Origin of the sequence: Pusillimonas sp. ANT_WB101, from assembly GCF_008369125.1 — a bacterium.
In the GTDB taxonomy this organism is placed as follows: domain Bacteria; phylum Pseudomonadota; class Gammaproteobacteria; order Burkholderiales; family Burkholderiaceae_B; genus Allopusillimonas.
The window spans coordinates 615470-628803 of sequence record NZ_VOAY01000002.1 but is presented as its reverse complement, the minus strand read 5'-3'; the positions used below and the strand labels follow the sequence as shown (position 1 = coordinate 628803).

The following is a 13334-nucleotide window of genomic DNA, read 5'->3' as shown; positions in this document are numbered from 1 at the left end:
TTTGATTGTAAATTACTATTGCATGGGTGGCCCCGTTCGTTTTAAGGGCAATAGCGTTCACCTGCGTGGCTAAGCACGGCCTAAAGAACAACAAAGTATGAAGAGGCATTACGCAAAACACGATGACAGCGGATCACGAACCAGCCCTTAAACAACCACGCCGCAGGCCGTTGCGTGACGTGCTGTTAGCTTGCATGGTAGTGCTTTTGCTGGCGCAGGGGCTAATTGGTGCACTCAGCCTTTCAGCCTTAAATCGTCTGACCACTGACAATACCGCTGAACGCATTGAACTGCTGGCCCGGCGAACATCGTCTCAAATCCAGACCGGCATGGCGCTGGGTAAACCCCTGGCCCAGTTCTTCGGGCTGTCTTCATTGCTGGATCAGCTTAAAGAGCAGGTTCCTGATTTTGCTGCGGCCAGCGTTTTGCTGATCAACGGCCAGGAGCTGGCGTCGGTGGGTGAGCCGGCCAATTCCGACCTTCTGCTGCAGGCGCTGTCGTCGGGGCGCATCGGGAGCAACGACGTGTCGCGCCTGTCTTCGGGGGCGGTCAGCTTGTCTGACGCGCAGGGCATACGTGTTGCGGTCCCGTTAATGCAGCCCGATGGTGTGCTTGCCGGAGCCGTGGTATTGCGGGTCGAACCCACGGATATGCAGCAAGGCAGCCTGCTGCGCGACAACATTCTGGTGCTGGGGCTGTCAACGCTGGTGGCAGCCTTGTTGCTGGCATTGACCTTTCGTTATGCCATGCCACTGCATCAGTTGGCGGCAGCAAGCAAAGCGCGCCTGCTGATCCCGCTGGTCATTCTGATGCTGGCGCAGGGCGCTTATGCCGCCTACACCATCCATACATTTCGTGATGTCTGGGTAGGGGTTACGCAAGACAACACCCTAATTTTAGGGAGTGCCTTGCAGCACGATCTGAACCGTGTATTGGGGTATGGTGTTGCGCCGACTTCGCTGCGCGGTGTAGAACAGCCTATGTCGCGTTTGGCAGCCTCCTTTCCGTTTATTTCGGAGCTGCGTCTGCTCGATGGGCAGGGCAAGCTGTTGAATCGCGCCAATGCGCAGGGGGCCATGGTGCTGCACGACGCGCAAGCGCTGCGAGACCCTTTGGTTTTTCCGCTCAGGGCAGACTCTCAAGGCCCTGTCCTGGCCACGCTTCAGATCGGCCTCAATGAAGCGCAGATATCAGCGGGAGTGCGCGCGCGCGTTCTGGATGCGGCAACCGTGGTTGCCGTTGCCATGGTGGTGGCCATAGAGCTTTTGCTTTTGCTTGCTCTGCTCATGGATCGTGCGTTTTCAACGCGCATGTCCGGTAAAAGTGGCGAACCCATAGGGCTGGACGACCAAACCAATGTTGGCGCCCTTGTACGGCCCGTGATGTTCGGATTCTTGTTCGCCATGGCGCTGCCGCTTAGCTTCTTGCCCCTTTATGCAAAGTCTTTACTGACGAGTGTCGAGCCTGACCAGAGCGCAGCGCTGTTGATGGCGCTGCCCATTGCCGTCGAAATGGGTTGCGGCTTGCTGACCGCCTTGTTGGCAGGACGCTTGACGGATAGACGGGGTTGGCAGTGGCCGGTGCTTGCAGGCCTGCTGGTGGCCGTGCTGGGAAATCTGTTTTGTGCGCTGGCGGGCTCATTGGCATGGTTCACCCTTGCCAGGGGGCTGGTGGGGCTGGGGTACGGGCTGACCTGGATGGGCTTGCAAGGCTTTATCGTATTGCGGAGCCCGGCGGCCTATCGCGGCAGAAACATGGCCACGGTCATCGCCGGTCTGTTTGCCGGGCATTTGTCGGGTGCTGCGGTGGGGGCCATGCTGGTGCAACAGGTGGGAGCGGCAGCGGTGTTTGCCATCGGTGCGTTGCTGTTGGTGCTGCCGACGCTGGGTGTCTTTACGTTGATGTGGCCATACCGGCATATGGCGGCGCAAAAAGTGGCTGCCTTTGTGGTGTCGCCCGTGGTGCGCTCCTGGCGGGCAGTGGGCGCTTTGCTGGGTACACGCGACTTTGGCATGCTGCTTGCCGGGTGTGTGATTCCGTTTTCCATTGCCCAGGTGGGTCTGCTGACCTATGCGCTGCCCTTGTATATGGAGGAGCAGGGTGCTACGTCGGCGAGTGTCGGTCGTATTTTGATGCTTTATGGGTTTTGCGTGATTTACATTGGGCCCTGGATGGGCCGCATGGCAGACCGCAGTGCTTATAAAAAACAGTGGATTGTGCTGGGGGGCATTGTGGGAAGCGTGGGGCTGCTCAGCATGTATTTTGCCAACGGTGTACTTGCTGCTGCGGTGGCGGTGGTACTGCTGGCGCTGGCGAGCTGTCTGGCTGGTGGTGCGCAGACCGTGTATATGCTGTCGCTCGATAGCGTGCACCACTACGGTGCCGGTGGTGCGACCAGCGTCATGCGTGCGGCTGACAAGTTCGGCCAGATGCTGGGGCCACTTGCGGTAGGCGGGTTGTTCGCGTCTGTGGGAATATCGGGAGGCCTTGCCGTGACGGGTGCGTTTTATCTATTGGCGACCCTGGCTTTCTTGCTGGTGGCACCCAGGCAGGTCAAGGCATAGCCAGGCGCGGCACGCGCGCTGTAAGTGCTGTACACAGCTGGGCAGGAATGGTATTAGCCTGACGTGCTACGGTTTCTATCGGGAGCTCATGTGTGCCCCACAGGGTCACCATGGCATTGCAGCCGACGTCAGGATGGTCGCTTAAGTCTATGGTGAGTGTGTCCATGGATACCCTGCCGATAATCGTGGCTTTGCGCCCATATACCATGACTTCGCAGCCTTCAGCTAGCCCGCGCGGGTAGCCGTGGGCGTAGCCGCAGCGAACCAGCCCCACGCGTGTTTGCCGGGTAGCCTGAAAACGGCTGTTATAGCCCAGAAACTCGCCCGCCCCCAGAACCTGAATTCCATAAACAGGTGCTTGCAGAACCATGGCGGGCCGCAAGCCCAGATCATGGCCGCTCATGCCATGCAAAGGGCTGATACCGTACACGGCGATGCCGCTGCGTACCCAGTCTGTTGCGGCTGCGGCTGCGGCAGCGTGGTCTGAGAGTAGCGCTGCCGAATTCTCGGTGCATACCGGGCCTGGCATGCCGCAGATCAGCGCCTGAAAGACCTGTCGCTCTTTGCGCAATTGCTCGGCAATTTCGGCGCTGGCATAGTGTTGCAGATGCCCCAGCCCCGCCAGACGGCCCTCGCGCAGGGCCGTCTGCAAAAATGCGTAGGCCTTGCGATAGTCAGTCTGGTCGAAGCCTGCATGGTTCAGGCTTGCTCGAAACCGCAACCATACGTGCGGGGCAAAGCGAGGATTGAGGGCTGCGAGGTGCGCAAGCTGTTCAGCGTGATCGATGATGAGATGCAGCGGATACAGAGCAGGGTCTTTAAGCTCTGCCCGAGTGACCTGGGGGCTCATGGCCAAAATGGGGCCCGTCCAGCCCAAGGCCCGGCAGTGTCGCACGTCGTCGAGCGTGAGTACGGCCAGGCCATCGGCGCTGCACAGACCAGGGTAGGCAAGTTCCAGGGTATGGCCGTAGGCGTCCGCCTTGGCAACCGCCCATATGTGCGGAGCGTGGTTCGACTGGCCTTTGGCAAGCAGTTGGCGCAACCGTGCGATATTGTGCTTGATCGCAAGGTGATCAATCAGTGCGACAGGCGAAGCATGACACGAATAGCTGTCCGCAGTGTTGGTGCAAGTGTGCGTATCGGTGGCCATGGCGTGTGTTTTCTTCCTGTTACTGGCCATTGGCGTCGAGGGCGGCAACCAGGCGCAGATGGTTGTGCTTCTCGGTTCGACGATACTCAATGTCTTGCAGATAATGTCGCATCAGGCGTAGGCCATGGCCCCCAACGGCGGTCTCATCCAGTGAGGTCGCCAGCGGCGGCACCTCTTCCAGCGTTGGGTCAAATGGCAGGCCGTTATCGGTAACTTCGATCAGCAGCGTGTCTTCGGTTTGCAGCACTGTAAGTTCTATGCGGTTGTCAGTATTGTTTTCTCTGCCCTTGAAACCATACTGCACCACATTGGTCAAGGCCTCGTCCAGGCACAGCCCCAGCGTAAACCCTGTTCTAGGAGGCCATTGCTGTTGTATGGCGACCGCTTCAAGCCACGCCAGCGCCTGCGTGACGGTGTTTGGTCCTGATACAAGTGACAACGAAGCAATTGTCTGCATGGGCGTTCTTGGAGAGGTTAGTGGTCAAAATGTAATCGAAGGTAGGCGGTTTTACCGATTGTTCCGCTGCTTACGCGATCTGCCATGCGTTTGAGCAGCACTTCAGGCAGGCCGGCAAGCGCATGGTTCAATGCTTCTTCGAAGGCAGCGCCGTCTATATCCAGCAGGTTGGTGGTATCGGCGGTGGCTTTTGCCACCAGACTCAACGGGTCTCCGGTGTGGATAAGCTCCAGGTCAAGATTGAACTCATCAAAGCCGCCCTGTATGGCCAGCAGTCGACGGCTCGTGTCGGCCTGCAGGGCCTCGGTGGCCTCAAGCGCTGCTGTGGCCGCGCGACGTACGACTTCGCGCCGGGCATTCCAGATGGCGCCTTGTTGCTCTACGAAGCCGATGGCTAGTCGGGCCACATCGGCGGGGGCGATGTCTTGGCTTATTTCGAGTCGCGCGCGCTTCGAGGTGCCCATCTGGAACAGCAGGTTAAGGATGATGGCGGTGAGCCCTGCGACGATAATGCCGTTCTTCATCAAGAACTGTATGCTCTGGGGCGCTTGCTCAGCCAGTTCGGGTACGAACATGGTGCCTATACCCGTAATGAAAGACAGACCTACCAGGAAGATACCGCGCGAATCCATGGCGCGTGAAGCAATCAATTCAATGCCCGAAACGATCAAGTAGGCTGCCGCGTAAAGTTCGACCGCCCCGATGACGGGGGTGGGGATCAGGGTGAGACCTAGCGATACTTTCGGCAGAAAGGCAGCAAGTGCCAGCAGACCGGCGGTGGCCAGCCCTATCCAGCGTGATGTGGAGCGGCTGATGTGTGCCAGGGCGATGTTGGCCGACGACACGGCATTGGGGTACGCGCCCAGCCACGAAGCCAGCAAGTTGCCCAGGCCGTTGGCCCGTATGCCGCTGCCAGCCTTGTTCATGTCAGCGCGGCGCCAATCGGCATCGTTCATTTTCTGCAGCAGGACAACGCTGCCGAAGGTATCAAGCTGGGTCATAAGCGCGAGTAGCGCCACAGCCAACAGCACGCCAGGGTCAAGGTTAAAAGCGGGCATGGGAGGGTGTGGCAGACCGAAGAGGGGTGTGTGTCTCAGCTGCTCGAGGCCGTCAATTTTGTCAAACGTGGCTGTCAGAATGATACCGACGAGCAACCCTGTGAGCAGCGCCAGCAGCTTGGTGCGCTGACTGCCCCAGATTGACATGCCAACGATGACACCCAGTGTGATCAGGCCGATTAAGGTGTCGACCATGTTGATGGCGCCGCTCGTGCCCATGTCGGTGGTGTGCCGCAACGCAGGCGCAACAAGCGACAGCCCTGCCACACAAATGACAATGCCCGCAACGGCGGGAGGAAATACAGAACGCAATCGGGGAATAATATAACCGGCACAGATCGCTACGGCGCCATTAACCACGCCCAGCAAGAACATGCCACCCAGCCCGAACTCCGCCACCACCATCCCCACGATGATAACCAGCAGCGGGTCGGGCATATGCACCAGCAACGCGCCCGCGCCCAAACGCCCACCCCAGGACTGCAGAAAGGTGGAGATTGCCATACCAATAATGGTTGCCGTGACCATGTTGCGCGTCGTTTCTGCGTCCAGGTTTCCTATTTTTGCTGCTGCGAGGACGTAGGCGATCAATGCCAATGCCGTGGCCATATGCTGGAAGGCCAGGCCTCCGAGCGCAGCGCCGGGCACTCTTTCGTCGGCGGCATAAAGCAAATCGGGCGGACGCCTGAGAACGGGCGAGCGGGGAAATGAAATTCTGGAAAGAAAAGACATAGTTATGCTCTGGAAAGAAACCCGAAAGTGATGCCGGAGTAGTTGTTGCCGCTGAAGTGCTTTGCGTGTGTTCTGAAACGATGCGCTAAACGGACAGGCGAGTGGGCTTGATTACACTCTGAAATATGATTTGATACAACATGTGATCTTCCAAATTGCTTGACGCTGTATTGTGTAGGCAGCAAGCGATCTTGTATCTGCAATGTACGTAGTCACAGAGCGTATGCGCCGAAGCAATTTCTTTTGGGTGCAGCTTTCGCGGGATGTCGGTGTGGCAAGTTGGAATAGGCCTTCCATGTTTCCATGCAACCGCTACAATCAATTACTTTTAATGCAACGGTTACTTCATGAGTCTCTCAAGCGAAAAAATCGGCGAGGTTCTGGTGATATCCGCCTCAGGCCAGATCAACAGCGCCAATGCGGCGCAAGTCGAGTCAGGGTTACTGGCCTATGTTGAGCAAGGGGAACGCTTGTGCGCGCTAGATTTAAGCGGCCTTGACTATATCTCCAGCGCTGGCCTGCGTGTTGTTTTAATACTTGCCAGAGGCTTGAAACAAAAATCTGGGCAACTGGTTTTATGCGGCCTGCAGCCTCAAGTGCATGAGGTGTTCGATATTAGCGGGTTTCTATCGATTTTAACGGTGGTTGCCAGCCGTAGTGAGGCGGTAAGCCGGATGGGGGAGCCTGTAAATAAAACTGTGTAAACCGCCTATCATAAAACCCTGCATGGGTAAGGATAGGCATGATGAACAAGAAAGAACTGGAAGCCTTCGCACGCGAGGCGGCAAAAGGCATCAAGACCGAGAAGGATCTGAACGAATTTAGCCAGATGCTGACCAGAATCACGGTCGAGGCGGCTCTGAAGGCCGAGCTCGATGAGCACCTGGGCTACAGGCGGCACGAATCGTCTGAGAACGCCAACAGCCGCAATGGCTACACCACCAAGACCCTGAAGACGGAGGACGGCCAGTTCGATCTGAACACGCCCCGTGATCGCGAGGGCAGCTTTGAGCCGCAGTTGGTGAAAAAGAGCCAGACACGCTTTACCTCGATGGATGACAAGATCCTGAGTCTTTATGCCAAAGGCATGAGTACCCGGGAAATTGTCGCCACGTTCAAGGAGATGTACGACGCCGATATCTCACCGACCCTGATTTCCAGGGTGACCGAAGCGGTCATAGAAGAGGTGGTGCAGTGGCAGTCTCGCCCGCTGGACCCGGTCTATCCTATCGTCTATCTGGACTGCATCGTGGTCAAGATCCGCCAGGACAAGCAGGTGATCAACAAGGCGATTTACCTGGCTCTGGGTGTGAATCTGGATGGCCACAAGGAGCTACTGGGCATGTGGCTCTCCGAGAATGAAGGTGCCAAATTCTGGTTGGGAGTTCTCACTGAGCTGCAAAACCGTGGTGTGAAGGACATCCTCATCGCCTGCGTGGATGGACTCAAGGGCTTTCCCGATGCCATCAGTACCGCGTATCCACAGGCCCAAATACAGCTGTGCATCGTTCACATGGTGCGCAACTCAATGAAGTATGTGCCCTGGAAAGACTACAAGGCTGTGACGGCAGATCTGAAGCGCATTTACCAATCAGCCACGGAGGAAGAGGCGCTGCAGGCGTTGGACCAGTTCGGGCAGCGTTGGGACGAGAAGTACCCGCACATCAGCCGCTCATGGCGCAACCATTGGTCCAATCTGAACACGCTGTTCCGCTACCCCCAGGACATTCGCAAGGCCATTTACACGACGAACGCGATCGAATCACTGAACAGCGTCATCCGCAAAGCCATCCAAAAGCGCAAGCTCTTCCCGACCGACGATTCAGCACGCAAGGTGGTCTATCTGGCGATCATGGATGCATCAAAGAAATGGTCAATGCCGATCCGCAATTGGAAGGCAGCGCTGAACCGGTTTATGATCGAATTCGAGGATCGTATCAGCGACTACGTATAACCCCGGGCGGTTACACAGAATTATTTACACCCTCGGATGGGGGGGTAACCCCGCCCGGCCTTCCTTACGCTTTTTTGCCCTTTACGCAAGCGGCTGCCTGTCGAGCCCGCTGACGCGCGCCGTCGATGTTGTCGTCATACCCAAGCGCTACGCCCATGCGCCGACGCTCATAGCTTTCGGGTTTGCCAAATAGCCTGAGATCGGTCTGCGGCACGCGCATGGCGGCGTCTACGCCATCAAAAACGATGTTCTCTCCGTCGACACCACCATAAATGACAGCACTGGCGCCGGGTGTGCGCAGGCGAGTGTCAACAGGCAGGCCTAAAATGGCACGGGCATGCAGTTCAAACTCGCTTTGCCATTGCGAAATCATGGTGACCAGGCCGGTGTCATGTGGGCGCGGGCTCACTTCGCTAAACCACACCTCTTCGCCTTTAATGAACAACTCTACGCCAAACACGCCTTGCCCACCCAGATTGTCGGTAACGGCCTGGGCAATGTGCTTTGATTGCTGTAGCGCACGCGGGTGCATGGGCTGGGGCTGCCAGCTTTCGATGTAGTCGCCGGCTTCCTGCAGATGACCTATAGGCTCGCAGAAATGCGTTTCAATTTGGCCATCTTCGCCACGGGCGCGTACGGTAAGCAACGTGATCTCGTAATCGAAATCGACAAAACCTTCGACAATAATGCGCCCATGGCTGACGCGCCCGCCCGACATGGCGTATTGCCAGGCGGCTGCCACATCGGCGGGGCCATCAATTTTGCTCTGGCCCTTGCCTGAACTGCTCATGACCGGCTTTACCACGCAGGGGTAGCCTATGCCACCATCGATGGCGGCCTGCAGCGCTTCAAGTGAATCGCAGAACGCATATGGGCTGGTTGGCAGGCTCAGGGTTTCAGCCGCCAGGCTACGTATGCCTTCGCGGTTCATGGTCAGCCGGGTGGCGCGTGCTGTGGGAATCACCCGTGCCAGGCCAGCAGACTCGAGCTCTTCGAGCGCCTCTGTAGCGATGGCTTCGATTTCGGGTACGACGAGATCGGGCTTTTCGGCCTTGATCAGCGCCTTTAACTGGTCAGGGTCGCTCATGGTAATGGTGTGCGCATGATGCGCAACCTGCTGACCGGGAGCATTGGCGTATCGGTCTACGGCGATGGTTTCGACGCCCAGACGCTGCAGCGCAATAATGACTTCTTTGCCAAGCTCGCCAGAGCCCAGCAACATGACGCGGGTAGCCGTCGGAGATAAAGGTGTGCCTAATTTGCTCATGTCGGGGCGCTTGTGCTCATAACAAAGATACTGAATTGTATAGGTTGTAGTTACGGCTTGTAGCCCCGGGGACGAGGCTTATCCGTTATCGTTAGTTTCTGAGCTTTTTTCAACACCAATTGAACAAGAGGAGTCGACATGAGCAAGAAAGCATCTGCAGAATGGAAAGGCGGCATCAAGGACGGCGGCGGCACCATCTCTACCGAGACAGGTGTACTGAAGCAGGCACCCTATGGTTTCAAATCACGGTTTGAGGACGGTAAAGGTACCAACCCTGAAGAGTTGATTGCAGCAGCCCACGCGGGTTGTTTCTCCATGGCATTGTCGCTAATGCTGGGTGAGGCGGGTTTCACCCCTGACCGCATCGCCACGCAGGCCGCCGTAACCATCGAGAAGAAAGATGGCGGTTTTGAAATCACGACCAGCCACCTTACGGTTCAAGCAAGTGTGCCAGGTCTGGATGACGCCCAATTCCAGAAAATTGCGGGTCAGGCCAAAACAGGTTGCCCTGTTTCAAAAGTGCTTAATGCCAAGATCACCATGGAGGCAACGCTGGCAGCCTAAAGTTTGCACAGGCGAAGCGCGCCATGCTTGTGCATCACGAGCCGAGCGTGGCCAACATGTGTGAGCCAGGCATGGGTTGACGTAAACGGGCCGGCGGGCAGGGTTGCCCGCAACGGCCCGTTAAACGGGTTTTTTAGGCCTTAGCAGCGACAGGCGCGATATATGGCGCTCCGGCATGGGTATGGCAGCATGCGCAATGGCGACGGCCTGGAGCTGCTCGGTAATGTCAGCCGGAAATGCCGTAGCACGCCGCGTGCCAAGATCAACATGAACAGAAAGCTGTTCCATGGTCGCGGCCAAATAGCCGTCATCAGTTTGGTATAGCTCCATCAGGCATAGCAAGCGCTTGTGGTCGGCAGCCAGTACGCGTAGCCGCAGCTCAAGGGGTGCATTCACAAGCAGTTCGCGGCGGTAATTTACGGCAATGTCCACGGTGTAGATGCCGCAGTTCGTCGCAGCCGTGTAGCTCTCGCCCACGCCCAACTGGCCCAGCAGCTTGTAACCTGTATGGTCGAATACACCCACGTATTCGGAGGCATTCATGTGGCCATATAAATCAATCCACTCTGGCGAAACGGTGAGTGTTGTGTTGAGCTGGGCGGTGGCGGTGCTTAGGTTTGTTGTCTCTGGCATGGTTGTTTTCGTATAAAGTGTCAGGAAGGGTTCAGAGCCCAACGCTACCACAGCGGGGTTTTGTGCGCTGTTCACTCATCCAGCGATCGCCATAAATACCATGAGGCCACAGACCGGTAGGGTCGCCAACTGTCGCTTACGCCTTCAAGCGTGGCTGTTTCGCCAAAAAGTAGACGCACAGCACGTTGGAGGCCTACATCGTCCAGCGCCAGTACGTCGGGCCGCTTCAGACCAAAAATAAGAAACATCTCAGCAGTCCAGCGCCCAACCCCCGGAAGGTCTGTCAGTGCAGTAATGACGTCTTCATTATTTTGCTGACGCAGGTGGCGAAAGTTGAATCGCCCGTCTTGCAGCCGTTGCGCCAGCTCGGTCATGTAGCGAATTTTTGCCGACGAAAGACCAGCAGTACGCAGCGATTCGGGTGACAGGCTGAGGATGCCGGCAGGCGTAAAGCCTGGAGACAGCGCAATGACGCGTTTTTTTATAGTGCTGGCCGCTCGGGCAGACAACTGCTGGCTAATAATGGAAGATGCCAGTGTCTGGAAAGCGGTATTTCGTCGCCGCAGAATGCCGCAGGGGCCATATCGCTCGACCAGGTGCGCCATGACGCTACATGAGGTGCACAGATGAAGCTCTGCTTCTTCAGATAGCAGCGTTAGCGTGATGGGTTGGACGGGCATGGTTCCATTCCTCCTCATTTCAATCTGTTGCCGCATAGGGTGTGGGAGGCGTCCATTTCATTCTCCTCAATAAGCGCCTTGCTTTACCTCTGCTTTTTTTCTATGAACTCGCCATCGATATACAGCCATTTTTCGTCTTGCCTGATAAAACGGCTGATCTCGTGCATGCGTATTGCCCGACCTGCCAGCCGATGGCGTGCCACAAATTCAACCGTAGCATGGTCATTATCTTGCTGCTTGAAATTTTTGATCTCAAGGCCCAGCCACTTTATATCGGGTGGGTTAGGTTCGAGCATGGTTGGCCGCGTTTGCGGGTGCCAGGTGTCCAGCAGGTAGTCGTGCAGGTCAAGTACAAACGCACTGTAACGTGAGCGCATCAAGGCGCGCGCGTCAGGAGCCTGCAGACGTTGGGCGCCATGATGCCACCGTCCGCAACACTGTTCATAGAGTGATTGGCTGCCACACGGGCACGTTGTCTTCATAAGTGAATGCTCATGACGTTTCATCAGGGTTTTGAGAATGTTTCATCATAATCGTTGGCAGACGTGCAGACGTGCAGACGTGCAGACGGTCAAGAGCAAGGGCAAGGGCAAAAGCAAAAGCAAAGGCAAGAGCAAGAGCAAGGGCAAGAGCAAGGGCAAGGGCAAGGGCAAGGGCAAGGGCAAGGGCAAGGGCAAGGGCAAGGGCAAAAGCAAAGGTAAGAGCAAAGGTAAGAGCAAAGACAAAGAGGCACACGCACAAAGCCCTCGGAGATACTGAAATGCGTGGCGTGAACGCGCTCACATTGCAGCGCAAGTAACTGCAATACGCTAAAGGGCTATGCATGTAGCCATGGTTCTCTGGGATAAAATATCGCGCGCCACCTTTTTGCGGCCGAACTCTACGGTTTTACCCATATGCAAAAACTTTCGCTTCCGGACATTATCGCGCTGGGCTTCATGACATTCGCCCTGTTTCTGGGCGCCGGCAACATCATTTTTCCGCCCATGGTCGGTCAGGCTGCGGGCGAGCATTTCTGGCTGGCGGCCGTTGGTTTTTTGCTGACCGGTGTCGGCTTGCCGTTATTGACTGTTGTCGCACTGGCTCGCGTGGGTGGCGGCATGGACATACTTACCGCCCCTATAGGCCGGGTTGCAGGCACGCTGCTTGGCGTGCTGGTGTACCTGACCATAGGCCCACTTGTGGCCACGCCACGTACTGCCACGGTTTCTTTCGAGGTTGGCTTTGCGCCGTTCGTCGCAAATCACCCCAGCAGCCTGTTTATTTACACCGTTGTTTATTTTTCGCTTGCTCTGCTGGTGTCGCTGTTTCCGGGCAAGCTTATTGATAACGTAGGTAAATACATTACGCCAGCGCTTATTGTGTCGCTGGCTGTTCTGGCGGGCGCGGCGCTACTCTGGCCAATTGGTGGGGCCATGCACAGCGCAGGTCTGTACCAGAGCGCACCGCTATCACAAGGCTTTGTGCAGGGCTACCAAACCATGGACGCATTGGGTGCGTTGGTGTTTGGTATTGTCATTGTTAATGCCATTCGCGACCGCCGGGTTACCGATGCAGGTCTGCAGACACGCTATGCAATTATTGCAGCGCTCATTGCGGCCACTGGCCTTGCTTTGGTTTATCTTTCTTTCATCTACTTGGGTGGCACCAGCGGCAGCATCGCACCGCATGCACACACTGGCGTGCCCATACTTACAGGTTTTGTGCTTCAAACGTTTGGTACTGCTGGTGAAGTGCTGCTGGCGGTCGTCATCACACTTGCGTGCTTCACGACAGCTGTGGGCCTAATTTCGGCGTGTGGCGAGTATTTCAGCAGGCTGTTGCCCGTTTCTTACCGTACCGTGGTTATTGCGCTCAGCCTTGTCAGCCTGGTGGTCGCCAATCAGGGGCTGGCCCAGTTGATCGCGGTTTCGGGGCCCTTGCTTGTAGGCATCTACCCCGTCGCCATCTCGCTGGTTGCATTAAGCCTGCTCTCGGCGTTATGGAGGTCACCTACACGCGTGTTTGTACCGGTTATGCTGGTGGCAGTGGCCATGGGGCTGGCTGACGCATTGCGCGTCGCGGGCGTTCAAGCGTGGGCACCCGCGTGGCTTGAGGCCTTGCCGGGTGCAAGTCTGGGTATGGGGTGGACAGCACCCGTGGTGGTCGCGTTGCTGATTGCGGGTGCTGCAGACAGGTTGTGCGCCAGGCCACGTTCAGCCTGATGTGGCTGCAGGTTAAAGTGGCTTCAGATGGAGGTGGCTGCAGATTGAAGTGGGCATCAGCGCCTGTGCTC

Annotated in this window: 13 protein-coding genes; 6 read left to right on the top strand and 7 right to left on the bottom strand. The window is 56.9% G+C overall.

All coding sequences use genetic code 11. From position 1 onward, the window contains the following. Positions 1 to 122: 122 nt before the first annotated feature. Positions 123 to 2564 (top strand): MFS transporter, encoded by a 2442-nt coding sequence (locus tag FQ179_RS11845; protein ID WP_149397481.1) that lies wholly within the window; start codon positions 123 to 125, stop codon positions 2562 to 2564. Here FQ179_RS11845 and alr read toward each other — a convergent pair. From alr to FQ179_RS11830, 3 genes are read right to left on the bottom strand one after another with little or no spacing between them, the layout of a single operon-like run. Continuing rightward, positions 2554 to 3714 (bottom strand): alanine racemase, encoded by a 1161-nt coding sequence (gene alr / locus FQ179_RS11840; protein WP_188074593.1) that lies wholly within the window; start codon positions 3712 to 3714, stop codon positions 2554 to 2556. The genes FQ179_RS11845 and alr overlap by 11 nt on opposite strands. A 19-nt stretch (positions 3715 to 3733) precedes the next feature. Next, positions 3734 to 4171, bottom strand: coding sequence for an ATP-binding protein (locus tag FQ179_RS11835; RefSeq protein WP_149397479.1), 438 nt, complete (start codon positions 4169 to 4171; stop codon positions 3734 to 3736). A 17-nt stretch (positions 4172 to 4188) separates the two neighbouring features. After that, positions 4189 to 5961, bottom strand: a complete 1773-nt coding sequence (locus tag FQ179_RS11830) for a solute carrier family 23 protein (RefSeq protein ID WP_149397478.1) — start codon at positions 5959 to 5961, stop codon at positions 4189 to 4191. A gap of 347 nt (positions 5962 to 6308) precedes the next feature. On the opposite strand from FQ179_RS11830, the gene FQ179_RS11825 reads away from it, so the two are divergent. After that, complete coding sequence (locus FQ179_RS11825) at positions 6309 to 6665, top strand: STAS domain-containing protein (protein ID WP_149397477.1); 357 nt, start codon at positions 6309 to 6311, stop codon at positions 6663 to 6665. Positions 6666 to 6706: 41 nt separating this feature from the next. Continuing rightward, a complete protein-coding gene (locus FQ179_RS11820) occupies positions 6707 to 7915 on the top strand; it encodes an IS256 family transposase (protein ID WP_149397705.1) in 1209 nt (402 codons plus the stop codon). Between the two features lie 64 nt (positions 7916 to 7979). On the opposite strand, the gene purT is transcribed toward FQ179_RS11820, so the two are convergent. Beyond that, positions 7980 to 9182 (bottom strand): formate-dependent phosphoribosylglycinamide formyltransferase, encoded by a 1203-nt coding sequence (gene purT, locus FQ179_RS11815; RefSeq protein ID WP_149397476.1) that lies wholly within the window; start codon positions 9180 to 9182, stop codon positions 7980 to 7982. Positions 9183 to 9320: 138 nt separating this feature from the next. On the opposite strand from purT, the gene FQ179_RS11810 reads away from it, so the two are divergent. Further along, a complete protein-coding gene (locus FQ179_RS11810) occupies positions 9321 to 9746 on the top strand; it encodes an OsmC family protein (protein WP_149397475.1) in 426 nt (141 codons plus the stop codon). A gap of 120 nt (positions 9747 to 9866) precedes the next feature. On the opposite strand, the gene FQ179_RS11805 is transcribed toward FQ179_RS11810, so the two are convergent. The 3 genes from FQ179_RS11805 to FQ179_RS11795 form a co-directional block, all read right to left on the bottom strand. Further along, positions 9867 to 10379 carry a thioesterase family protein gene (locus FQ179_RS11805; protein WP_149397474.1) on the bottom strand — a complete coding sequence of 171 codons (513 nt, stop codon included), beginning with the start codon at positions 10377 to 10379 and terminating at the stop codon, positions 9867 to 9869. Between the two features lie 71 nt (positions 10380 to 10450). Further along, a complete protein-coding gene (locus FQ179_RS11800; RefSeq protein WP_188074592.1) occupies positions 10451 to 11059 on the bottom strand; it encodes a DNA-3-methyladenine glycosylase in 609 nt (202 codons plus the stop codon). Positions 11060 to 11142: 83 nt separating this feature from the next. Continuing rightward, on the bottom strand, positions 11143 to 11565 hold the full coding sequence (locus FQ179_RS11795; RefSeq protein ID WP_149397472.1) for a YchJ family protein: 423 nt from the start codon (positions 11563 to 11565) through the stop codon (positions 11143 to 11145). A 13-nt stretch (positions 11566 to 11578) separates the two neighbouring features. Between FQ179_RS11795 and FQ179_RS22310 the strand changes: the two genes are divergently transcribed. Together FQ179_RS22310 and brnQ are read left to right on the top strand one after the other, a co-directional pair. After that, positions 11579 to 11818, top strand: coding sequence for a hypothetical protein (locus FQ179_RS22310; RefSeq protein ID WP_188074591.1), 240 nt, complete (start codon positions 11579 to 11581; stop codon positions 11816 to 11818). A gap of 137 nt (positions 11819 to 11955) precedes the next feature. Beyond that, complete coding sequence (brnQ, locus tag FQ179_RS11790; protein ID WP_149397471.1) at positions 11956 to 13263, top strand: branched-chain amino acid transport system II carrier protein; 1308 nt, start codon at positions 11956 to 11958, stop codon at positions 13261 to 13263. Positions 13264 to 13334 lie beyond the last annotated feature (71 nt).